This window comes from Micromonospora sp. NPDC126480 (assembly GCF_040302465.1).
Classification (GTDB): Bacteria; Actinomycetota; Actinomycetes; order Mycobacteriales; family Micromonosporaceae; genus Micromonospora.
Window position 1 is genome coordinate 121,797 of sequence record NZ_JBEORU010000003.1, and the last position, 21,790, is coordinate 143,586.

The window sequence follows — 21,790 nt, forward strand, 5'->3', positions numbered from 1 at the left end:
TCGCCGGCTGGACAGGCCCAACCTGGGCCGATTCCGCGAGGACGCTCGACCGGACGTCACCCTGCGTCGTCGGCGAGCCGGTCCAGCTCCGTCGCCAACTGCGCCCGCAGGTCGTCGTGCCGGCTCCCGAGGGCGTACGCCGGATCGCGCCACACCTCGTCGGGGTACCGGTAGACCGGCCAGTCCCGCACCTCGACCGGCTCCCAGTGGTACCGGGGACGGACGTGCGCGTGCAGGAATCCGTCCCGGTTCCCGAGGATCTCGTAGTTGATCCGCCTGAAGCCGGGGTCGCGCCGGGCGCACACGGCCGCGACCGCCGCGCCCAGCAGGTCCAGGTCGGCCAGGAACGCGAGGCGACGGTCGCGCGGTAGGTCAGCGAGGCGGTCCGCGGCCGGGTCATCGGTGATGAGGACGCAGTATCCCGGCAGATGCTGGACATCACCGATTACGGCGAAACCGGCGTTGAGCCGGCGCAGCACCGTCGGGTTGCGGCCGTCGAGGGCGGCGCGGACCCGGTCGGCCCGCCAGTCGGTTGTCATGCCCGCGACGCTAACGACTTTCGTCGGGCGGGGCGCACGGACAATCACCGCTCATGTTCGTCGATACATCGCGCCGCCTGGGAAGACAGCCCGCGCCATAGCACACCAGGGGCATGATCGTCCGCTCGTCCACAGGGGAACCCGTTGTCCACAGCTCGGCTTGCCGGGACGGCGGCGGGCCCGCGCACCGGGCACCGTGCCCGGCATGACCACACGGAACCAGGCGGTCGGCGCGTACGGGGAGCGCTGCGCCCTTCGGCACCTGATCGCGGCGGGCCTGCGGCCCGTGGCTCGCAACTGGCGTTGTACCGCAGGCGAGATCGACATCATCGCCTGGGACGGCCCGATCCTGGCGTTCTGCGAGGTGAAGACCCGCAGCACCGACGACTTCGGCACGCCCGCCGAGGCGGTCGTCCGCGCCAAGGCCCGCCGGCTGCGCGGCCTCGCGGCCCGCTGGTTGGCGGAGACCGGGACGACCGCCGACGAGGTGCGGTTCGACGTGCTCGCGGTCCGCCTCACCGGCGGCCCGGCGCAGGTCGAGCACGTCAAGGGAGCGTTCTGAGATGGGAGCGCGCCGGTGAGCTACGCGCGGGTGCACTGCGTCGGTCTGGTCGGGGTGACCGGGCACGTGGTGCAGGTCGAGGCGGATCTCGCGCCCGGCCTGCCCACCGTGGCGATCACGGGCCTGCCGGACACCGCCCTGCACGAGGCGCGGGACCGGGTCCGCGCCGCAGTGGTCAACTCCGGCCGGGCCTGGCCCAACCGCCGGATCACCATCAACCTCCTTCCCGCCACCCTCCCCAAGTTCGGATCCTCATTCGACCTGGCCATCGCCACGGCGGTGCTCGGCAGCGCCGGGGAGCTGCCGCTGCTGCCCCTGGACGGGGTGGTGGTCCTCGGCGAGCTGGGGCTCGACGGCACGGTCCGCCCCGTACGCGGGGTGCTGCCGATGGTCGCGGCGGCGGCCCGCGCCGGTCACGACCGGGTGGTCGTCCCGATCGACAACGCCGCCGAGGCAGCCGTGATCCCCGGGGTGCGGGTTCGCGCCGTGGACACCCTGCACCGGCTGGTCTCCTTCGTCACCGACGGCAGCCCGCTGCTGGAGCCGCCCCGACCCGCGCCGGCGGCGCCCCCGTCCGTACCCGATCTGGCCGACGTGGCCGGTCAGGCCCTGGGTCGGCGGGCGCTGGAGGTGGCCGCCGCCGGCGGGCACCACCTCGCGCTGCTCGGCCCGCCCGGCGCGGGCAAGACGATGCTCGCCGAACGACTCCCGTCGGTGCTGCCCGAACTCGACGACGACGCGGCGATGGAGGTGAGTTCCCTGCACTCGATCGCCGGGCTGACGCCGCCCGGCGGGCAGTTGATCCGCCGGCCGCCGTTCCAGGCGCCGCATCACACCGCGACCGTCGCGGCGCTTGTCGGTGGGGGCTCCGGCCTGGCCCGTCCGGGCGCGGTCTCGCTGGCCCATCGCGGGGTGCTCTTCCTGGACGAGGCTCCCGAGTTCACCAAGGGCGCCCTGGACGCCCTGCGGCAGCCGCTCGAACATGGGCGGATCCGGTTGGCGCGGGCCCGGGGCGGCACCGAGTACCCGGCCCGGGTGCAGCTCGTCCTCGCGGCCAATCCCTGCCCGTGCGCCAAGCCGTCCGGGGACACCTCCTGCGAGTGCACACCGCTGACCCGCCGCCGCTACCTCGGGCGTCTCTCCGGGCCGCTGCTCGACCGGATCGACGTGCAGGTCACCGTCCAGCCGATCCGTGCGGCCGAGCTGACCGAGGTGGCGGGCTGCGCCGAGCCGTCCGCCGTGGTGGCCGCCCGGGTCGCGGCGGCCCGTGCGGCGGCGTCCGCCCGCTGGTCGAGCGTCGGCCGGCGGATCAACGCGGAGCTGCCCGGCCCGGTGCTGCGCCGGCCACCCTGGTGCCTTCCCGCTCGGGTCACCCGGGAGCTGCGGGGTCGTCTCGACCGCGGTTCCCTCTCGGCCCGGGGCTTCGACCGCGTCCTCCGGCTCGCGTGGACGGTCGCCGACCTGGACGGCCGCGACCGCCCCGACATCGACGACGTCGGCGAGGCGATCGGCCTGCGCACCGGGGAGGCGCTGTGACCGGGTTGGGCGGAGGCACCGCCGGAGCGGACCGGATCGGTCCGGACGAGGAGACTGCCATGACGGACGTGCGACCTGCGGGGACGGAGGCCGACCGGCTGGCCCGGGTGGCGTTGACCTGGCTCACCGAGCCGGGCACCCGCTCGGTGTTCCACCTCGTCCAGCGGCACGGCGCGGTCGACGCGCTGGCGCTGTTGCGGGACGGCGGCGCCCCCGACGAGTCACTGCGGGAGGCGGTGGCGACGCGGCTCGCGGCCGGGGACCCGCTGGCGACGGCGGCCGAGGCGCTGGAGCGGGCCGACCGCCACGGCGCCCGCCTGGTGACGCCGGCCGACGAGGAGTGGCCGGCGCCGGTGGACGGCCTGCGCCGGCTGGTCCTCCCGGACGCGACCCGCAAGGTCGATCGGGAAACCGCTCCGCCGCTCTGCTTCTGGGTGCGGGGCGGGTGGCCGCTGGCCGAGGCGCTGGACCGGTCGGTCGCGGTCGTGGGAGCACGGGCGGCCACCGGGTACGGCCTCCATGTCAGCACGGAGCTCGCGTACGGGCTGGCCGAGCGGGGCTGGACGGTGGTCTCCGGCGGGGCCTTCGGCATCGACGCCGCCGCCCACCGGGGCGCGTTGAACGCGGGCGGGCTCACCGTCGCCGTGCTCGCGTGCGGCCTGGACCGGCCGTACCCGATGGGTAACGCCGCCCTCTTCGACCGGATCGCCGACACCGGGCTGCTGGTCAGCGAGTGGATGCCCGGAGCGGAGCCGTTCCGGCCCCGGTTCCTGATCCGTAACCGGGTGATCGCGGCCGCGACCCGTGGCAGCGTGCTGGTGGAGGCGTCCGCACGCAGCGGCGCCACGCAGACGATGCGGCGGGCCCTCGCCATCGCACGCCGGGCGATGGTGGTCCCCGGCCCGGTGACCTCCGCGATGTCGGTCGGGGCACACGAGCTGCTGCGGGAGTACCCGCACGCGCGGCTGGTCGCGTCCGTCGCGCACGTGCTGGAGGAGGTGGGCCGCATCGGCGGCGACCTGGCGCCGCCGGCCCGGGGACCCGAGCGGGCGCGGGATCGGCTCGACGACGACGCCACGACGGTGCTGGAGTCGCTGCCCCGGCGGGGGGTGACCGGCGTGGACGACATCGCCGCCCGGTCGGGGGTGGCGGTCCGGACGGCGTTGCGCAAGCTGGCCCTGCTCGAAGAGCTGGGGTTCGTCGTCCGGCGCGGCAACGGGTACGCGCTCCTCACCCGGCTCGGCAGCGGGAGGTGAGCGCAGTGTCGTTCAGTCGCCCTCGAACCGCAGCTCGGTGCCCGGTTCCTGCAGGCAGCGCCGGGCGAGCGCCGCGACGTCGCGGACGTGCGCGACCTCCACGTCGGAGCCGGCCACCTCCGCGAGGCTCCGTAGCTCGGTGAGGAGGGTCGGCACCGACTGCGCGTCGAAGGCCTGTTCACCGACCCGGTCCAGCCGGTCCAGCAGGGGCGTACGACCGGCGCCCCGGTGCCGGTCCAGGAGCCCCCGCAGCGTGTCGTCGTCGTCCGGCACGACCCGGACGGGCACGTACGAGACGCCCCGGCTGCTCGCCCGCAGCGTCCGGTAGAGAACGACGTCCAGTCCCACTGCTGCCCCGTTCCGTCGCGTCCGACCGCGTGCCGGACCGCGCGGCAGGCCGTGCCCGCACGGTCCCTGGTGGACGCGCGGCATGACGCGCTCCACCAGCGACCGCCGGCACCTTCGGCGGCGGTTGCAGCGACCGTAAGCTGAACGGGTGCGCGCCGACAAGCACTCCGGAACCGCACCGGCGGACCCGCCGTCGCCCCGAACCGGCACCGGCCGGACCGGGGCCGGCCGGTACGGGGCCGGCCGGTACGGGGCCGGCCGGTACGGGGCCGGCCGGTACGGGGCCGGCCGGTGAGCCGGCCAGACAGCCGGGCCACGCGGGCGCTGCACGCTGCCCTGCCGCCGGCCATGCGCGAGGCGGTCGACGAGTTCGCCGCGTACCTGGCCCAGGTCCGCAACCGCTCCGCTCACACCGTCCGGGCGTACGTCACGGACGTGGTCTCCCTGCTCGATCATGCCGTACGGGCAGGTGGCCGCAGTCCCGCCGACCTGGATCTCGCGGTGGTCCGCAGCTGGCTCGCCCGGCAGCGGATGACCGGGGCGGCCCGGTCCACGCTCGCCCGGCGCGCCGCGGCGGCCCGCACCTTCAGCGCCTGGGCGCACCGCGGCGGCCTGCTTCCGGCGGACGTGGCCGCGCCGCTGGCCAGTCCCCGCGCGCACCGGAAACTCCCCACGGTGCTCCGGGCCGACCAGGCCGCCGCTCTGCTCGCGACCGCCGACCCCACCACCACCGACCCCACCACCACCGACCCCACCACCACCGACCCCGCGACCACCGACCCCACGACCACCGGTGAGCACGCGACCACCGGTGAGCATGCGACCACCGGTGAGCGCGCGGGTGGCGAGCCGACCGGCGGGCGAATGGGTACCCCGCCGAACGTCGGACCGGCGGCCGGCGGCGACGACGCGGTGCGGCTGCGGGACGTGCTGCTGCTGGAGCTGCTCTACGCGACCGGGGTGCGGGTCAGCGAGGCGTGCGGGCTTGACGTCGCGGACGTGGACCCGGGCCGGCGGTTGCTCCGGGTGCTCGGCAAGGGCGGCCGGGAACGCACGGTGCCGTACGGCGTTCCGGCGCAACGGGCGCTCGACGCCTGGCTCCGCCACGGCCGGCCGAGCCTGGCCGGCCCGCGATCGAGGGACGCGCTGCTGCTCGGCGCGCGGGGCGGGCGGCTCAACGCGACGACGGCGCGGCGCATCGTCAGCGGGTACGCGGCGGCGGCCGGCCTGCCGAAGGTCAGCCCGCACGGGTTGCGCCACTCGGCGGCGACCCACCTGCTCGAGGGCGGCGCGGATCTGCGTGCCGTGCAGGAACTCCTCGGCCACTCCTCGCTGGCCAGCACTCAGATCTACACGCACGTGTCGGTCGAGCGGCTGCGGGCCGCGTACCGGCAGGCGCATCCCCGCGCCTGACCGGACAACCCGGCGTCCTGGCCGGGGAGCGCCCCGCCGTAGGTGACAAGCGGTAGATCGACGGACGGTTACGATCATCGGGTGAGCGTTGTGCGGCCGCCCGAGCCGATCCCGGGAGCGCGCCTGCTGTTCTCCCTCGATCCCGCGGTGAGCCACCTCAACCACGGGTCGTTCGGCGCGGTGCCGATCGGCGTGCAACGCGCCCAGCAGCGCCTGCGGGACGAGATGGAGGCGAACCCGCTGCGCTTCTTCACCGCCGGGCTGGTCGACCGCATCACCCACACCCGCCGGCACCTGGCGAGCTTCCTCGGCGCCGACCCGGACGGCACCGCGCTGGTGCCGAACGCCACGACCGGGGTGGCGGTGGTGCTCCAGTCGCTCGGGCTGCGCGCGGGCGAAGAGGTCTTGACCACGAACCACGGGTACGGGGCGGTCGACTTCGCCATCGACCGGGAGTGCCGCCGCACCGGCGCGGTCACCCGCGCGCTGCGCGTGCCACTGGAGGCGACCGACGAGGAGGTCCTCCAGATCGTCCGGGAAGGGCTGCGCCCGGGCCGCACCCGGCTGCTCGTCGTCGACCAGCTCACCTCGCCCACCGCCCGGCTCTTCCCGGTCGCCGCGATCGCGGAGGTCGGTCGCGCGGCAGGGGTGGCGGTGCTGGTCGACGCGGCGCACGCGCCGGGCATGCTGGCCGCGCCGGTCGCGAGCATCGGCGCCGACTTCTGGGTGGGCAACCTGCACAAGTGGGCGTACGCGCCACGCGGCACCGCCGCGCTCGTGGCGGCCGCGTCGTGGCGGGAGCGCATTGAGCCGCTGGCCGTCTCGTGGGAGCAGGAGTCCGGTTTCCCGGGCCGGGTGGAGTGGCAGGCGACGGCCGACTACACGCCGTGGCTGGCCGCGCCGGTGGGTCTGTTCACGCTGCGCAGCCTCGGTGCCGACCGGGTACGCGCGCACAACGCCGCGCTGGCCGCGTACGGCCAACGGGTGCTGGGGGACGCGCTCGGGGTGCGCCCGGCCGACCTGCCCGACCCCGGCGGGCCGGGGGTCGCCATGCGGATCGTCCCGCTGCCACCGGGGCTCGCCACCACGCTGGACACCGCGCGGGCCCTGCGCGCCCGGATCGCCGAGCGGCTGGCCGCCGAGGTGGCCGTGATGGCCTGGGACGGGCGGGGCTGGCTGCGGCTGTGCGGTCAGGTGTACAACTCGGCGGCGGAGTACGAGCGGCTCGCGGTGTCGCTTCCGCCGCTGCTAGCCCAGCGTTGACCCGGCGAACGACCCGCGACCGCCGAACGCCGGCAACCGCTGAACGGCCCACGACCGCCACGCGACCCGCGACCGCCGCACGACCCGCGACCGCCGCACGTCGGCGACCGCCGCACGTCGGCGACCGCCGAGCGGGCAGCGACCGGCCGCCCTACCGGAGCACGCCGTCGAGCGGTAACAGCCGCACCGGTCCCCGGCCGAGCAGCGCCAGCGGGTCGAGGTAGGTGTCGCCCCGGCGCAGACCCCAGTGCAGGCAGGCCGTGGCCGCGCAGCCCGGGTGGCCCGCCCGCAGGAGACCGATCGGGGTGCCCGCTGCGACCCGGACACCGACCTCGACGCCGGGCCGTACCGGCTCGTAGGTGGTTCGCAGGCCGTCGTCGTGCCCCACGGTGACCACCGGCCGGCCGGCGACCGCACCGGCGAAGGTGACGGTGCCGGTGCCGGCCGCCAGCACCGGCGTACCCGGCGCCGCGGCGAGGTCGACGCCGCGGTGGCCGGGCAGCCAGGGCTGCGGTGGCGGGTCGAACCGCCGCACGACCGGCGGCGTCCCGGGCAGCGGCCAACGGAAGGACACGTGCACGCCGGCGTCGGGGACCGGCGCGGCGACGGTCGCGGTAGCACGAGGCCCGGCTGCGGCGACCGGGGGCGCGGCGGCCAGCACGATGCCGAGCACGGCGGCGAGGATCGGGAAGGGTCGCATACCCGGCACCCTTCCGAACCGTCCCGCCCGGCCGCCACCCCGCGACCCGCCCGCTGTGGACGACGGCCGCCCTGTGGACAGACCCCGCGAGCGGAGTTGATCTGCTATGGCGGCGCCGGGACGCCAGCCGCCGGCCACATGTCTAGGCTGGCCGGATGACCAAGGACTGGTACGGCTGGCACGCGGACTACGACGATCCCGATTCGGCGCTGTCCCGCCGGCTCGGGGAGGTCCGCCGCCGGGTGGCCGACGCGCTGGACCAGGCTCCATCCGGCCCGCTGCGTGCGATCAGCCTCTGCGCCGGCCAGGGCCGGGACCTCATACCGGTCCTCGCCGCGCACCGCCGCGGGCCGGACGTGACCGCCCGGCTGGTCGAGTTGGATCCCCGCAACGCCGAGGTCGCCCGCTCGGCGGCGACGGCGGCCGGGCTGCCGGCGGTCGAGGTGGTCGTCGGTGACGCGGCGCGCACCGACGCGTACGCGGATCTCGCCCCGGCCGACCTGGTCCTGGCCTGCGGGATCTTCGGCAACGTCCCGGAGGCCGACATCCGCGCCGCCGTCGGGCACTGCGCCGCCCTCTGCGCCACCGGCGGCACGGTGATCTGGACCCGGCACCGGGGTGCGCCGGACCTCGTGCCGGCGATCTGCGACTGGTTCGCCGGGGCCGGGTTCGAGGCGGTGGCGGTGAGCACCCCGGCGGACCGGGTGGGCGTGGGCGTGCACCGCCTCCGCACCGCGTCGCGTCCCCTGCCGGCCGGAGTGACGATGTTCGAGTTCACCGACCGGTAGCAGACGTCGGCGGGAGCGGTGATGACGGTCCGACGGCGGCAGCTCTAGGCTGGGTCCGGGTGACGGCGGGGCCGCCGCCGTCGGGGCCGGGGAGTGCGCATGACCACAGTGGACGATGTCAGCGGTCCGTCGCGACTGGCCGAGCCGGACGAGGCGATCAGCGCCGAGGAGCTCCAGCTCGCCGCCCGCAACCACGGCATCCCGCTGGAGGCGCTGCGCTACGACGTCACCCCGGCCGGACTGCACTACCTGCTGATCCACTACGACATCCCGGACCTCGACCCGGCGGCCCACGTGCTGACCGTGGACGGCGCGGTCGACCGGCCGCTCGCCGTCAGCCTGGCCGACCTGCGGGCCCGGCCCCGGGTCAGCCACCGGGTGACCCTGGAGTGCGCCGGCAACGGGCGGGCTCTGCTGCACCCGCGGCCGGTCAGCCAGCCCTGGCTGGTGGAGGCGGTCGGCAACGCGGAGTGGACGGGCACCCCGCTCGCACCGTTGCTGCGGGAGGCGGGGCTGCCCGCCGACGCCGTGGACGTGGTCTTCACCGGCGCCGATCACGGCGTGGAGCGCGGCGTCGAGCAGGACTACCAGCGGGCGCTCCCGGTGGCGGAGGCGCTGCGCGAGGAGGTGCTGCTCGCGTACGAGATGAACGGCTCTCCCCTGCTGCCGCAGCACGGCGCGCCGCTGCGGCTGATCGTGCCCGGCTGGTACGGCATGGCGCACGTCAAGTGGCTGCGTTCGGTCAGCGTGCTGACCGAGGAGTTCACCGGCTACCAGAACGCGGTGGCCTACCGGCTGCGGCAGGACGCCGAGGATCCGGGTGTGCCGGTGACCCGGATCGAGCCACGCGCCCTGGTCCGTCCGCCCGGCTTCCCGGACTTCATGTCCCGCACCCGCGTGCTCCGCCCCGGCCCGTGCGTCCTGGACGGCCGCACCTGGTCCGGCCACGCCCCGGTGGTCTCGGTGGAGGTGACCATCGACGGGGGTACGACCTGGACGGCGGCCGACCTGGCGGGAAGCTCGGACGGCCCGTACGCGTGGCGGCGCTGGCGGCACGAGTGGACGGCGACGCCGGGCCGGTACGTGCTGAGCGCCCGCGCCACCGACGCTTCCGGCCGGACCCAGCCGGTGGAGCAGCCGTGGAACCGGGGCGGGTTCGCGAACAACCTCGTCCAGCGGGTCGAGGTGGTGGTGCTGGAGGGGTGACGGGCACGGTGGGGGACCGTGGTGTCCGCGTGCCGGCGGCAGACGCGCCGGCCGGGAGGTCAGCCGCCGAAGCCCGAGTCCGCAGGAAGCGAGATGTCCGGCTTCTCCAGCTCTTCCACGTTGACGTCCTTGAACGTCATCACTCGGACGTTCTTGACGAACCGGGCGGGGCGGTACATGTCCCACACCCAGGCGTCGTGCATCTCAACCTCGAAGTAGACCTCGCCGTCCGAGTTGCGCACGTGCAGGTCGACCTGATTCGCCAGGTAGAACCGGCGCTCGGTCTCCACCACGTAGGAGAACTGGCGGACGATGTCGCGGTACTCCCGGTAGAGCTGCAGCTCCATCTCTGTCTCGTACTTTTCGAGATCTTCCGCGCTCATCCCATTCCGCCTTCCATGACCACATCTTCCCCCACCGGCGTCGAGGGCCGAGGCCGCTCGCCCAACGCCACGCCGACGGTACCCCCTGGCGCGCCGGAGCGCTCCATCGGCTCGTCCGGCCTTGCACCCAGTGGCCGACGGGCCCGGGGCGGAGCCTCGTGCCGGCCCGAGACCGTCGCGACATTGACGTACGAGAAACGGTGCTCGGCACACGGACCCAGCTCTCGCAGGGCGGCCGAGTGCTCGGTCGTGATGTAACCCTTGTGCTCCGCGAACCCGTAACCGGGAAACGCACCGTCCAGCTCGACCATGATCCGGTCCCGAGTGACCTTGGCCAGCACGCTCGCCGCCGCGACGCAGGCCGCGACGCGGTCACCCTTCCACACCGCGAGCCCGGGCACGTCCAGGCCGTCCACGCCGAAGCCGTCGGTGAGCACGTACTCCGGTGGGGTGCTCAGCGACGCCAGCGCCCGCCGCATCGCGGCGAGGTTGCACACGTGCAGACCCCGGGCGTCGACCTCCTCCGCCGGGATCACCACCACCGCGTACGCCAGGGCGCGGGCCACGACCTCCTCGTACACCCGCTCGCGGCTGGCCGGGGTGAGCAGCTTGGAATCGGCGAGCCCGTCGATCTCACCGCGCCGCCCCTCGGGCAGGATCGCGGCCGCGGCCACCAGCGGGCCGGCGCAGGCGCCCCGGCCGGCCTCGTCGGCGCCGGCCACGTGCCGGAAGCCGCGCCGCTGCAGGGCACGCTCCAACGCGTACAGCCCGCCGTCGCGGCGGACGACGGTGCGCGGCGGCGTCAGCACGGCGCGACCCCACCCGCGGCGGGCTGACCCCCGGGACCGGCCGGCGGCACGGCCGCCAGCGCGCGGGCCAGCACCGACGGCAGGTCCGGCGGGTAGTAACGCTGACCGCTGACCGCCAGATCGGCCGGTGACCACCAGCGGTGCCCGGCGACACTGGCCCGCTCGACGGCGTTGAAGCCGGCCGTGTCGACGTCCCACGTGGCCACCCGGACCAGGAAGAACTCCTGCTCCTGCCGGTACCAGACGCCGTCGAACGGAAACTCGACCGTCTCTGACCACACCGGCGCGCCGAGGTCGGCCGGGCCGAGCCGCAGGCCGGTCTCCTCGGCGAGCTCGCGGGCGGCTCCGGCCGCCGAGCTCTCGCCCGGGTCGAGCCCGCCTCCTGGCGTGAACCAGTACCGGTGCCCGGGCCGGGCCGGGTCGGTGCCCTCGAAGAGGAGGACGCGGCCGGCGGCGTCCACGAGCAGCACCCGCGCGGCACGACGAGGGGTGTAGACGGTCACCGCCCCAGCCTGCCAGACGCGACCGACAACGCCCACGCCCCCACCGCGGCCGGCCGGCTCAGGACCGCGGCTGGGGGATGCCGTCGTACTGTTCGGGCACGCTCAGCCAGCGCGCCCGGTCGAACGGCCAGAAGACGGTGAACGCGCGACCGACGACGTCGTCCTCCGGGATGGTCGCCTCGTTGATGTCCTGCCCGGACTGCTGCCAGTGCTGCAGCGAGTCACCCGAGGCGGACCGGTGGTCGCCCATCACCCAGAGCCGCCCCTGCGGCACTGTGATGTCGAATTCCTGGTCGGCGGGCTTGTCCCGCTCGCCGTCGGCGGAGTAGAGGTACGGCTCGTCAAGCGGCGCGCCGTTGATCGTGATCCGCCCCTGCTCGTCGCAGCAGGCGACATGGTCCCCGCCGACGCCGATGACCCGCTTGATGAAGTCCTCACCGTCCGGGTTGCCGCTCCACGCGGTCGGCGCCTTGAAGACGATCACCTCACCGCGGTGCGGCGAGCGGAAATCGTAGACCAGCTTGTTGACCAGCACCCGATCGTCGATCTGAAGGGTGTTCTCCATGGATGGCGAGGGGATGAAGAAGGTCTGCAGCACGAAGGCTCGCACCAGCACCGCGACCAGGATCGCCACGCCCAGGAGGATCGGCAGCTCCTTCCAGAAGGAGCTACGGGACTTGTCGGTCTGCTCGTCAATCACGGGATGGAGCCTACGTTGCCCGGCCGGGAGCCACCGTCCGGAACGCGCGAGAACCGAGCAGAGCCGCCGATAGCGGGAGGAGCAGCAGCACACCGCCCTCCGGCGTCGGCCGGACCGGCGCGGGGCCCGTCGAGACGCTCGCCGGCGGCGGGACGTTCGCGAACGTCTCCGGAACGGACAGCGACGTCCACCGCGACGACGGCCACACGATGCCGAACGCCCGGCCGACCACGTTGTCGATCGGCACCGGGCCCTGGCAACGGGCGTCCTGCGAGACGAGCCGGTGGTCACCCATCACGAAGATCTGCCCCGGCGGGACCACGATCTCGTCGAAGCGCCGCGCGCGACACTCGCGCGGGTTCGGCGGCACCTCCAGCGGCGAGTCCCGCAGGACGTACGGCTCGTCCAGCGGAGTGCCGTTGACCAGCACCCGGCCCTGCTCGTCGCAGCACTTCACCCGGTCACCGGGCAGGCCGACGACCCGCTTGATGAAGTCCTTCTCACCGGGGCGGCTCACGCCCACCAGGTCGCCGACCGTGGCGCCGAGCTTGCCCACGAAGCCGGGCTCGGGCTGCTCGTCGACCTGCGGCGCCCAGCGGTCGGTGCCCCGGAAGACGACCACCTCGCCGCGCACCGGGTCCCGTACGTCGTAGACGACCTTGTTGACCAGCACCCGGTCACCGACGAGGAGCGTGTCCTCCATCGAACCGGAGGGGATGAAGAACGCCTGGAGCAGGAACGTGCGGATCAGGACCGCGAGGCAGAACGCGACGATCAGCAGCAGCGGGAGCTCCTGCCAGAGCGGCATCTGGCGGCGGGTACGACGGGTCCGCCGACGCCACGGGTCGACCGTGCCGTCCTCGTCGAGCGTCTGCACCACGCCACTCCCCGGTCCGCAGAAATGACACTACCGCCCGGGAGCCCCATCGAGGCTCCCCGGGCGGCAGTGGACGTCTTCCCCACCGCGGGGCGGGGGTCCGGCCGGCTGCGCCCGTACGACCAGGGTAGTGCGGTCCGGACCGTACGGCATACGCGCAGCTCGGGCGGCGTGGCGCAGCGCGAGGTCAGCTCGGCTGCTTCTCGCGCTTCTCCTTGATCTTCGCCTTCTTGCCGCGCAGCTCACGCAGGTAGTAGAGCTTCGCGCGCCGGACGTCACCACGGGTCACGACCTCGATGCGGTCGATCGCCGGGCTGTTGACCGGGTAGGTGCGCTCCACGCCAACACCGAAGCTGACCTTGCGGACGGAGAAGGTCTCCCGCAGACCGGCACCCTGGCGGCGGATGACGACGCCCTGGAAGATCTGGACCCGGGACCGGTTGCCCTCCACGACCCGCGCGTGCACCTTGACGGTGTCACCGGCGCGGAAGTCGGGAATGTCGACCCGCTTCGACTGGGCGTCAAGAGCGTCCAGGATGTTCATCGCTGCGTCCTCGTGAGGCTCACGGCGCACCGTCAGTCGGTGCGCGGATGGGTGATTCTGACCCCCGGGTGGTCGTCGGCACTCGCCGACCCCGGTCGAGGGTCCTCGCAGCCGCCCGCGGCGCGGCCGACTGCGGCAACCCCTCTACTTTGCCACATCCCCCGGCGGCGGCTGAAATCCGGCCCGTTCCAGGGCCGCCCGGTCCCGCTTGTCCAGGCTCTCCGGCGGCAGGGCGGCGATCATGTCGGGCCGGCGGACGGCCGTACGCACCAGCGCCTCGTCGCGCCGCCAGCGGGCGATCCGGCCGTGGTCGCCGGAGCGGAGCACCTCCGGCACCGCCAGGTCCCGCCAGACGGCCGGCTTGGTGTACATCGGGGCCTCCAGCAGCCCGTGGGCGTGCGACTCCTCGTCCAGCGAACCCGCGTTGCCGAGCACCCCGGGCAGCAGCCGGGTGACGGCCTCCAGGATCACCAGCACCGCGACCTCACCGCCGAAGAGCACGTAGTCGCCGAGGGAGACCTCGGTGACCGGCATCCGGGCCGCCGCGTGGTCGAGCACCCGCTGGTCGATGCCCTCGTACCGGCCGCAGGCGAAGAGCAGGTGCTGCTCGGCGGCCAGCTCGTGGGCGAGCGCCTGGGTGAACGGCACGCCGGTCGGCGCGGGCACCAGCAGCCGGGGCGGGGCGAGCTCCGGCGGGGCGAGCGCGTCCAGGGCCTCCCCCCAGGGCTCCGGCCGCATCACCATGCCCGGTCCGCCGCCGTAGGGCGTGTCGTCGACCGTGCGGTGCACGTCGTGGGTCCAGGTCCGCAGATCGTGTACGGCCAGCCGCAGCGTGCCGTTGGCGCGGGCCTTGCCGACAAGCGACAGGTCCAGCGGGGCGAAGTACTCCGGGAAGATCGACACGATGTCGACGCGCATGCGGGAGGCTCCAACAGCTGTGCGGGCCGGACCGCCGACCCCCGTCAGAGGTCGAGCAGGCCGCCGGGCGGGTCGATGACGACGCGGCCGCCGGCGAGGTCGACCTCGGGGACGATCGCCTTGACGAACGGGATCAACGCGTCCCGGCCGCCCGGGCGGCGCAGCACCAGCAGGTCCGAGGCGGGCGCGTGGTCGATCCGGGCCACCTCGCCCAGCCGCTCGCCCGCCGGGGTGACCGCGGCCAGGCCGACCAGCTGGTGGTCGTGGAACTCCTCCGGGTCCTCCGGCGGGGTGACGCCGGCGCTGTCCACCCCGAGCAGGGTCCCGCGCAGCGCCTCGGCGACGTCGCGGTCCAGCACGCCCTCGAACGCGACGAGCAGGCGGCTCTGGTGCCAGCGGGCGGACTCGACGGTCAGCTCCGCCGGCACCTGGTACGCCCCCGGCTCGGCGGGTGCGTTCGCACCCGGGTCGGTCCGGAGAACCGACCCGGGTGCGAACCGTGCCTCGGGCTCGTCGGTCCGCACCTCCACGGTGACCTCACCGCGGATCCCGTGCGGCTTGCCGATCCGTCCGACGATGAGCAGCATCAGTACGAGTCGACGATGTCGACGCGTACGCCGCGCCCACCGATGGAGCCGATGACCTGGCGCAACGCCTTGGCGGTCCGGCCGGACCGCCCGATCACCGTGCCGAGGTCCTCCGGGTGCACGCGGACCTCGAGCCGCTTGCCCCGGCGGGAGTCGACAAGCCGGACCCGGACGTCGTCGGGGTGATCGACGATGCCCTTGACCAGGTGCTCCAGCGCCGGACGAAGCGCCACGTCAGGCCTGCTCGCCGGAGTCCGCACCGGCCTGCTCCTCGGTCTTCGGCGCCGCCTCGGCGGCCGGCTCGGCCTTCGCAGCCGGCTCGGCCTTCGCGGCGGCCTTCTTGGCCGGCTTGGCCGGCGCCTCCGTCAGGCCGGCGGCGGCCTTCGCCTCGGCCTCGTACGCCGCCTTGCGGTCGGCCCGCTCGGGGGCGACCTTCAGCGGCTCGGGGGCCGGCAGGCCCTTGAACTTCTGCCAGTCGCCGGTCTTCTCCAGCAGGCGCTGCACCGCCTCGCTCGGCTGCGCGCCCACGGAGAGCCAGTACTGCACCCGGTCCGACTTGACCTCGATCACCGAAGGGTCCTCCTTCGGCTGGTAGATCCCGACGAACTCGATCGCGCGGCCGTCGCGCTTGGTGCGCGAGTCGGCGACGACGATGCGGTACTGCGGGTTGCGGATCTTGCCCATCCGCAGGAGCCGGATCTTTACGGCCACAGTTCTTTCGCTCCTGTTGCGATCTCACCGTCCCGGAACGGGCGGTGCACGGGTGAGCGCCCACCGGCACAGTGGGGTTTGGGCCGGAGACTGCTCGGTGGACTGGCGCGGTGCCCGGGGTAGAGGGCGCCGGACACACGCCGGATACCAGCCAGCCATTCTGCCAGATCCGGTCGGGAACTCTCACACCGGACCGCCCCGGGTCACCCGGCGACCCCCGAAAGTGACCGGAAACACCGGGAAGTCAGCGCACCGGCGGCCGGTCCCAGCCGGGCGGCAACTCCTGCGGCGCGGCCCAGCCGGGCGGCGGCTCGAAGTCGCACCAGGTGCCGTCGAAGGGGAACTCGCCCGCCTCGGCGAGCGCGATCACCCGCTCCCCCTCGGCCCGGACCGCCTTCTCGTCGGCCACCCAGTAGTGCTCCGGGAAGTCGAGCCGCTCGGTGAACTCGTCCTCGTCCTTCCACTGCCAGCCGCGATCCGGCCGGACCAGCACATCGAGGTCCTGGTCGACCACGTCGACCCCGGCGAGATCACCGTCGTCCCAGCGTACGCCCGGTTCCTCCAGGTTCACGTACCAGTGGGCGAACCGTTCCTGCTCGTCCCGGAACCACCAGACGGAGTGCGCCGCCCCGGTGGGCAGGAACTTCAGCAGGGGCGGGCCCTGCCAGCGGCCGGTCGCCAGCCGGTACGACGAGACGACCCACTCGGCGAACGGAACCGCCCGCATGCCGAGCCCGGCCGCGGTGACCTCGCTCGCCACCGCCGAACCCCGGGAGATCCACAGCAGCAGGCCCCGGTCGTCGTCGCTTACCACCCGCGCCGGGCGGACCCAGCCGATCCGCCCCCGCCGGACGTTGCGGTGCACGATCGACCGGCCCGGCTCGAACCTCACGCGTTGCTCCTACTCGGCACGGGCGACGGTGTTAGGAAGGGACCCTTTTACAACACCAGGCGTTAACAAGGGGCCCTTCCTTGCACCTCAGTAGGCGCGGGCCAGGATGGCGACCAGGTCGGGCTCGTCCTCGGAGTCGGGCACCGACCCGTCGGCGCGGACCAGGCAGCGCACGGTGACACCCTGAGCGTTCGCCTCGGTCTCCCCCTGGACGCCGACAGCCGACCACGGCACCCGGGCCCAGCCGGTCGATGCCGCCTCGATCGCCTCGGCGAGCGTGCCGACCTCGCGGGTACGGGCCGTCCGGTTGGCCAGCGCCTCGTCGTACAGCGCCTGCTGGTCGGCCGCCAGGGCCGCCCGCACCGCGTCGACCACGTCCGCCACCGGCACCGGGGACTTCGAGCCGTCCGTACGCCGGACCACGACCGCGTTGCCGGCGGCCAGGTCGCGGGGGCCGACCTCGACCCGAACCGGGTAACCACGCAGCTCGGCGTCGACGGCCCGGCGGCCGAACGGGGTGTCGGTGCGGTCGTCGAGCGCCACCCGGACCCCGGCGTCGCGCAGGCCGTCGACCAGCTTGGCCGCCGCCTCGACGACACCCTCGCCGTCCTTCACGACCATGACGTACGCCTGGACCGGCGCGAGCCTCGGCGGCACCCGCAGGCCGTTGTCGTCGCCGTGGCACATGATCAGCCCACCGAGCATGCGGGTCGACGTGCCCCACGAGGTGGTCCAGGCGTGCTCCCGGCCGCCCTCGGCCGAGGAGTAGCTGATGTCGAACGCCTTGGCGAAGTTCTGGCCCAGCTCGTGGCTGGTGCCCAGCTGGAGCGCCTTGCCGTCGCCCATCATGCCCTCGAGCGTGTACGTGGCGGCGGCCCCGGCGAACCGCTCCCGGGCGGTCTTGAGCCCCACCTGCACCGGGATGGCGAGCACGTTGACCATCAGGTCCTCGTACGCCTCGTGCAGGATCCGGCGGGCGTAGGCCCGGGCGTCGGCGCGGGTGGCGTGGGCGGTGTGCCCCTCCTGCCAGAGGAACTCGCTGGTACGCAGGAAGACACGCGGGCGCAGCTCCCAGCGGACCACGTTGGCCCACTGGTTGAGCAGCAGCGGCAGGTCCCGGTACGAGTCCACCCACTTGGCCATGAACTCGCCGATGACCGTCTCGCTCGTCGGCCGCACCACCACCGGCTCGGCGAGCTGCTTGCCGCCGCCGTGGGTGACCACCGCCAGCTCCGGGGAGAAGCCCTCGACGTGCTCGGCCTCGCGCTTGAGGTAGCTCTCCGGGATGAAGAGCGGGAAGTACGCGTTCTCCGCGCCGGCCGCCTTGATCCGGGCGTCCATCTCGGCCTGCATCCGCTCCCAGATGGCGTAGCCGGCCGGTCGGATCACCATGGTCCCCCGGACCGGGCCGTTGTCGGCCAGCTTCGCCTTCGCGATCAGGTCCTGGTACCAGCGGGGAAAGTCCTCCGCACGGGGAGTGAGCACGCGCGCCATGACCGCACATCCTATGCGCCGCCGGGCCGGTCCCCGTCAGCGGGCGGCCGGTGCGTCCCGCGCGTCCCGGCGGGCACGCCGACACGCCGTAGACTTCGACCATCATGGGTGAATCGAGGGCCGCCACCCGGCTGCGCGACGGGATCGTCGACGCGGCGCGGGCACTGACGATCGCGACCGGGTGGGACGGCGTACGGATGGGCGCGGTGGCCACCGCGGCCGGGGTCAGCCGGCAGACCGTCTACAACGAGTTCGGCAGCAAGGCCGGTCTGGCGGAGGCGCTGGCCCGGCGGGAGGTGGACCGGTTCGTCTCCGAGGTCCGCGCGGCGCTGGCCGGGCACGGCGACGACGTCCGCGCCGCCACGTACGCGGCGATCCGGCACACGCTCGCCTCGGCGGCCGACAACCCGCTGGTCAAGGCGATCCTCACCAGCACCCGGGGCGGCTCCGAGGAGCTGCTGCCCTACCTCACCACCCGCGGCGACCTGGTGCTCGCCGAGGCGTCCGCGGTGCTGATCGACTGGACCGGGCAGCGCCTTCCGGGTGCTGACCCGGCGGCCCTGGCGTTCGCCGCCGACTCCGTCGTGCGGCTGGTGGTCAGCCACATCGTCCTGCCGCAGGCGCCGGTCGACGACACGGCCGAGGCGCTCGCCCGCCTCGCGGTCCGCCTCTTCGGCGCGGCCTTCGCCCCGGCAGCCTGACGCCTGCCCCGGCCGCGCCTCCGCCGCGGCCCGGCCCGGCCCCGGCCCGGCCGCGCCCTGCAAGATCACGCTCAATGTGCGATGTAGGGCCCTGCTGTTGCGCGCGAGGCCACTACTTCGCACCTCGAGCGCGATCTTGCAGCCGGCGTCGCGCGGCGGGCGCGGGCACGGCCGGCGCGGGCACGGCCGGCGCGGGCACGGGCACTCTCAGGGCGCGGGCGGCGGACCCCGGTGGGGTCAGCGGACGACGCGCCCGCGGAGGACGACGCGGGCGGGGGCACGGACCACCCGGAGGTCACGGCGCGGGTCCTCGGGGTAGACGACCAGGTCGGCCAGGCCACCCTCGACAAGTCCGGGGAAGCCGAGCCACTCGCGGGCACGCCAGGACGCGGCGGCGAGGACGTCCACCGTGGACAAGCCGGCCCGCTCGTGCAGCAGCAGCATCTCCTCGGCGGCGAGGCCGTGGTCGATGCCGCCGCCGGCGTCCGTGCCCACGTAGATCGGCACCCCGGCCTCGTACGCGGCACGCACCACGTCCGGGAAGCGGTCGCGCAGGGCGAGCATGTGGTCGGCGTATCCGGGGAACTTCGCGCGGGCCTGTTCGGCGATCCCCCCGAAGGTCTGAATATTGATCATTGTGGGCACCAGCGCGGTGCCCTGCCGGACCATCAGGTCGATCAGGTCCAGGCTGAGTCCGGTGCCGTGCTCCACCGAGTCCACCCCGGCCCGCACCATGATCTCGACTGCGGTCTCGGAGAAGGTGTGCACCGCGGCGCGTACCCCCGCGGCGTGCGCGGCCTGCACCGCCGCGGTCATGGTGGCCGCGTCCCAGGCCGGGGCCAGGTCGCCGGTGCCGCGGTCGATCCAGTCGCCGACCAGCTTGACCCAGCCGTTGCCGGCCCGGGCCTGCTCGGCGACCGTCGCGGCCACCTCCGCCGCCCCGACCTCCACCCCGATGTCGCGCAGGTACCGCTTCGGCGGGGCGATGTGCCGGCCGGCGCGCGCCAGGCGCGGCAGGTCCGGGTCGTCGTCGAGTTCCGGGTACGGGTACGGCGAGCCGGCGTCCCGGATGGCGAGGACGCCGGCGTCCCGGTCGGTGCGGGCCAACTCGCGGGCCTGGTCGAGGGAGTCGATCGGGGCGCCGCCACGGGCGATGCCGATGTGGCAGTGCGCGTCGGTCAGGCCGGGCAGCACGTAGCCGCCGTCGGCGATCGTCTCCGCGTCGGGCACCGGGTCGAAGGTCACCCGGTCGCCGACCAGCCACAGGTTCCGGACCTCGTCGTCCGGCAGAAGCACACCGCGTACGTGCAGAGCCATGTGCTCAGTCCTACCGGATCACTTCCCGTCGGCGGCGAGCAGGGCGTCCCGGCGGGCGGTGAGCGCCGGCAGGTCGACCGGGGGTGGCGTGATCCTATGCGGCGATCACATCGCCCACCGTCAGCGTGGCGCTCAGCGGGGGCCCTTGTCCCCCTTGCCGAGCTTGTTGAAGTCGATCTTCGGGAGCTTGAAGCCCGGCGGCAGGCCCTGGCCGGCCAGGTCGTCCGGGCCCATGCCCGGCGGGAGCTGCGGCATGCCGCCGCCGGGGAAGCCACCCGGCAGTCCCGCTCCCGCGCCGGTCCGCGGCCGGCCGCCGCCCTTGGTGCCCTTGCGCTTGTTCTTCGGCGACTTGGTCGCCTTCCGGCGGCCCCCGCCCGGCAGACCCATCATGCCGCCCATCTGCTTCATCATCTTCTGCGCGTCGGCGAAGCGGTTGAGCAGCTGGTTGACGTCCATCACGGTGACGCCGGAGCCGGTGGCGATGCGGGCCCGCCGCGAGCCGTTGATGATCTTCGGGTTGGTGCGCTCGGCCGGGGTCATCGACCGGATGATCGCGGTGACCCGGTCGAAGTGCTTGTCGTCCAGCTCGGCGAGCTGGTCCTTCATCTGCCCCATGCCGGGCATCATGGCCAGCACGTTGGCGATCGGGCCCATCCGCCGTACCGCGATGAGCTGGTCGAGGAAGTCCTCAAGGGTGAACTGCTCGCCGCCCATCAGCTTGGCGGTCATCTTCTCCTTCTGATCGGCGTCGAAGGCCTGCTCGGCCTGCTCGATCAGAGTGAGGACGTCGCCCATGCCGAGGATCCGGCTGGCCATCCGGTCGGGGTGGAAGACGTCGAAGTCCTCCAGCTTCTCGCCGGTGGAGGCGAACAGGATCGGCTGCCCGGTGACCTCCCGGACCGACAGCGCCGCGCCGCCTCGGGCGTCGCCGTCGAGCTTGGAGAGGACCACACCGGTGATGCCCACGCCGTCGCGGAACGCCTCGGCGGTGCGGACCGCGTCCTGACCGACCATCGCGTCGATGACGAAGATGACCTCGTCGGGGTCGACCGCGTCGCGGATGTCGGCGGCCTGCTGCATCATCTCGGCATCGACACCGAGCCGCCCGGCCGTGTCGACGATGACGATGTCCCGGGCGGCGCGGCGCGCGTGCTCGATCGAGGCGCGGGCCACCTGCACCGGATCGCCGACACCGTTGCCGGGCTCCGGGGCGTACACCTCGACGCCGGCGCGGCCACCGAGCACCTGGAGCTGCCCCACGGCGTTGGGACGCTGGAGGTCGGCGGCGACCAGCAGCGGCTGGTGGCCTTGCGCCTTGAGCCAGCGGGCCAGCTTGCCGGCGAGGGTGGTCTTGCCGGAACCCTGGAGACCGGCGAGCATGATCACGGTCGGCGGCTGCTTGGCGAACTGGAGCCGCCGCCCCTCGCCGCCGAGGACGTTGATCAGCTCCTCGTTGACGATCTTGATGATCTGCTGGGCCGGGTTCAGCGCCTGGGAGACCTCGGCACCGCGCGCCCGTTCCTTGACGTTCGTGATGAAGCCCTTGACCACCGGCAGCGCGACGTCCGCCTCCAGCAGCGCGAGACGGATCTCGCGTGCGGTGGCGTCGATGTCGGCGTCGGTGAGCCGGCCCTTGCCGCGGAGCTTGGTGAAGATCCCGGACAGGCGGTCACTCAAGGTGTCAAACACGCGAACATCCCGATTGTCAGTGTTCCGGCAAGCACGACGCGGCCGGACACGAGG

25 protein-coding genes and 2 pseudogenes are annotated in these 21,790 nt (G+C 74.0%); 10 read left to right on the plus strand and 17 right to left on the minus strand.

All coding sequences use genetic code 11. From position 1 onward, the window contains the following. Positions 1–56: 56 nt before the first annotated feature. Entirely contained in the window at positions 57–539 is a 483-nt protein-coding gene (locus ABTW87_RS03825) for a diadenosine tetraphosphate hydrolase (protein WP_350648231.1), read from the minus strand. 205 nt (positions 540–744) lie between these two features. On the opposite strand from ABTW87_RS03825, the gene ABTW87_RS03830 reads away from it, so the two are divergent. Genes ABTW87_RS03830 through ABTW87_RS03840 form a run of 3 tightly spaced genes read left to right on the plus strand, consistent with a single transcriptional unit; the run spans position 745 to position 3,893 of the window. Continuing rightward, entirely contained in the window at positions 745–1,101 is a 357-nt protein-coding gene (locus tag ABTW87_RS03830; RefSeq protein ID WP_350648232.1) for a YraN family protein, read from the plus strand. Positions 1,102–1,116: 15 nt separating this feature from the next. Continuing rightward, positions 1,117–2,637 (plus strand): YifB family Mg chelatase-like AAA ATPase, encoded by a 1,521-nt coding sequence (locus tag ABTW87_RS03835; RefSeq protein ID WP_350648234.1) that lies wholly within the window; start codon positions 1,117–1,119, stop codon positions 2,635–2,637. A 59-nt stretch (positions 2,638–2,696) separates the two neighbouring features. Further along, positions 2,697–3,893, plus strand: a complete 1,197-nt coding sequence (locus tag ABTW87_RS03840) for a DNA-processing protein DprA (RefSeq protein WP_350648235.1) — start codon at positions 2,697–2,699, stop codon at positions 3,891–3,893. Positions 3,894–3,905: 12 nt separating this feature from the next. Here ABTW87_RS03840 and ABTW87_RS03845 read toward each other — a convergent pair whose 3' ends face one another. Next, positions 3,906–4,241 carry a hypothetical protein gene (locus ABTW87_RS03845; RefSeq protein WP_350648236.1) on the minus strand — a complete coding sequence of 112 codons (336 nt, stop codon included), beginning with the start codon at positions 4,239–4,241 and terminating at the stop codon, positions 3,906–3,908. Between the two features lie 148 nt (positions 4,242–4,389). On the opposite strand from ABTW87_RS03845, the gene ABTW87_RS03850 reads away from it, so the two are divergent. From ABTW87_RS03850 to ABTW87_RS03860, 4 genes and pseudogenes are all read left to right on the plus strand, one after another. Continuing rightward, positions 4,390–4,536 carry a hypothetical protein gene (locus ABTW87_RS03850; RefSeq protein WP_350648237.1) on the plus strand — a complete coding sequence of 49 codons (147 nt, stop codon included), beginning with the start codon at positions 4,390–4,392 and terminating at the stop codon, positions 4,534–4,536. Between the two features lie 53 nt (positions 4,537–4,589). Continuing rightward, positions 4,590–4,959: pseudogene (locus ABTW87_RS30175) on the plus strand (site-specific integrase); the annotation flags it as partial. A 188-nt stretch (positions 4,960–5,147) separates the two neighbouring features. Next, a pseudogene (locus ABTW87_RS30180) lies at positions 5,148–5,654 on the plus strand (tyrosine-type recombinase/integrase); the annotation flags it as partial. A gap of 81 nt (positions 5,655–5,735) precedes the next feature. Beyond that, complete coding sequence (locus ABTW87_RS03860; protein WP_350648239.1) at positions 5,736–6,917, plus strand: aminotransferase class V-fold PLP-dependent enzyme; 1,182 nt, start codon at positions 5,736–5,738, stop codon at positions 6,915–6,917. A gap of 151 nt (positions 6,918–7,068) precedes the next feature. Here the strand turns inward: ABTW87_RS03860 and ABTW87_RS03865 are convergent, their stop codons facing one another. Next, positions 7,069–7,617 carry a murein hydrolase activator EnvC family protein gene (locus ABTW87_RS03865; RefSeq protein WP_350648240.1) on the minus strand — a complete coding sequence of 183 codons (549 nt, stop codon included), beginning with the start codon at positions 7,615–7,617 and terminating at the stop codon, positions 7,069–7,071. A 155-nt stretch (positions 7,618–7,772) separates the two neighbouring features. Here ABTW87_RS03865 and ABTW87_RS03870 point away from each other — a divergent pair, with 155 nt between their 5' ends. Continuing rightward, positions 7,773–8,405 carry a methyltransferase domain-containing protein gene (locus ABTW87_RS03870; RefSeq protein ID WP_350648242.1) on the plus strand — a complete coding sequence of 211 codons (633 nt, stop codon included), beginning with the start codon at positions 7,773–7,775 and terminating at the stop codon, positions 8,403–8,405. Between the two features lie 99 nt (positions 8,406–8,504). Beyond that, a complete protein-coding gene (locus ABTW87_RS03875) occupies positions 8,505–9,611 on the plus strand; it encodes a sulfite oxidase (RefSeq protein ID WP_350648244.1) in 1,107 nt (368 codons plus the stop codon). A gap of 59 nt (positions 9,612–9,670) precedes the next feature. Here the strand turns inward: ABTW87_RS03875 and ABTW87_RS03880 are convergent, their stop codons facing one another. The 12 genes from ABTW87_RS03880 to proS all read right to left on the minus strand — a co-directional run bounded on the left by ABTW87_RS03880 (position 9,671) and on the right by proS (position 18,029). Further along, positions 9,671–9,994: a DUF2469 domain-containing protein gene (locus ABTW87_RS03880; protein WP_007075222.1), complete on the minus strand. Its 324-nt coding sequence runs from the start codon at positions 9,992–9,994 to the stop codon at positions 9,671–9,673. Beyond that, positions 9,991–10,803, minus strand: a complete 813-nt coding sequence (locus ABTW87_RS03885) for a ribonuclease HII (RefSeq protein WP_350648249.1) — start codon at positions 10,801–10,803, stop codon at positions 9,991–9,993. The genes ABTW87_RS03880 and ABTW87_RS03885 overlap by 4 nt, the downstream gene beginning before the upstream one ends. After that, positions 10,797–11,306 carry an NUDIX hydrolase gene (locus tag ABTW87_RS03890; RefSeq protein ID WP_350648251.1) on the minus strand — a complete coding sequence of 170 codons (510 nt, stop codon included), beginning with the start codon at positions 11,304–11,306 and terminating at the stop codon, positions 10,797–10,799. The genes ABTW87_RS03885 and ABTW87_RS03890 overlap by 7 nt, the downstream gene beginning before the upstream one ends. A 58-nt stretch (positions 11,307–11,364) precedes the next feature. After that, positions 11,365–12,006: a signal peptidase I gene (gene lepB / locus ABTW87_RS03895; RefSeq protein WP_350648253.1), complete on the minus strand. Its 642-nt coding sequence runs from the start codon at positions 12,004–12,006 to the stop codon at positions 11,365–11,367. Positions 12,007–12,016: 10 nt separating this feature from the next. After that, on the minus strand, positions 12,017–12,886 hold the full coding sequence (lepB, locus tag ABTW87_RS03900) for a signal peptidase I (RefSeq protein ID WP_350648255.1): 870 nt from the start codon (positions 12,884–12,886) through the stop codon (positions 12,017–12,019). A 184-nt stretch (positions 12,887–13,070) separates the two neighbouring features. Then, positions 13,071–13,427 (minus strand): 50S ribosomal protein L19, encoded by a 357-nt coding sequence (gene rplS, locus ABTW87_RS03905; RefSeq protein ID WP_350648257.1) that lies wholly within the window; start codon positions 13,425–13,427, stop codon positions 13,071–13,073. A gap of 144 nt (positions 13,428–13,571) precedes the next feature. Then, on the minus strand, positions 13,572–14,345 hold the full coding sequence (gene trmD, locus ABTW87_RS03910) for a tRNA (guanosine(37)-N1)-methyltransferase TrmD (protein WP_350648259.1): 774 nt from the start codon (positions 14,343–14,345) through the stop codon (positions 13,572–13,574). A gap of 44 nt (positions 14,346–14,389) precedes the next feature. Continuing rightward, the gene (gene rimM / locus ABTW87_RS03915; protein ID WP_350648527.1) at positions 14,390–14,929 is read right to left on the minus strand and encodes a ribosome maturation factor RimM; all 540 of its coding nucleotides are present in this window, start codon (positions 14,927–14,929) and stop codon (positions 14,390–14,392) included. A 2-nt stretch (positions 14,930–14,931) separates the two neighbouring features. Then, positions 14,932–15,192 carry an RNA-binding protein gene (locus tag ABTW87_RS03920; RefSeq protein ID WP_174242547.1) on the minus strand — a complete coding sequence of 87 codons (261 nt, stop codon included), beginning with the start codon at positions 15,190–15,192 and terminating at the stop codon, positions 14,932–14,934. Beyond that, positions 15,167–15,643 (minus strand): 30S ribosomal protein S16, encoded by a 477-nt coding sequence (gene rpsP, locus ABTW87_RS03925; RefSeq protein WP_350648261.1) that lies wholly within the window; start codon positions 15,641–15,643, stop codon positions 15,167–15,169. Before rpsP ends, ABTW87_RS03920 begins: the two co-directional genes overlap by 26 nt. 244 nt (positions 15,644–15,887) lie before the next feature. Next, positions 15,888–16,535 (minus strand): ribonuclease FAU-1 family protein, encoded by a 648-nt coding sequence (locus tag ABTW87_RS03930; protein ID WP_350648263.1) that lies wholly within the window; start codon positions 16,533–16,535, stop codon positions 15,888–15,890. A gap of 87 nt (positions 16,536–16,622) precedes the next feature. Continuing rightward, positions 16,623–18,029, minus strand: coding sequence for a proline--tRNA ligase (gene proS / locus ABTW87_RS03935; protein WP_350648265.1), 1,407 nt, complete (start codon positions 18,027–18,029; stop codon positions 16,623–16,625). Between the two features lie 104 nt (positions 18,030–18,133). Here proS and ABTW87_RS03940 point away from each other — a divergent pair, with 104 nt between their 5' ends. Beyond that, a complete protein-coding gene (locus ABTW87_RS03940; RefSeq protein WP_350648267.1) occupies positions 18,134–18,730 on the plus strand; it encodes a TetR/AcrR family transcriptional regulator in 597 nt (198 codons plus the stop codon). Positions 18,731–18,967: 237 nt separating this feature from the next. On the opposite strand, the gene ABTW87_RS03945 is transcribed toward ABTW87_RS03940, so the two are convergent. Both ABTW87_RS03945 and ffh read right to left on the minus strand, forming a co-directional pair. Then, positions 18,968–20,047, minus strand: a complete 1,080-nt coding sequence (locus tag ABTW87_RS03945; protein WP_350648269.1) for an amidohydrolase family protein — start codon at positions 20,045–20,047, stop codon at positions 18,968–18,970. 132 nt (positions 20,048–20,179) lie between these two features. Beyond that, the gene (ffh, locus tag ABTW87_RS03950; protein ID WP_350648271.1) at positions 20,180–21,736 is read right to left on the minus strand and encodes a signal recognition particle protein; all 1,557 of its coding nucleotides are present in this window, start codon (positions 21,734–21,736) and stop codon (positions 20,180–20,182) included. Positions 21,737–21,790 lie beyond the last annotated feature (54 nt).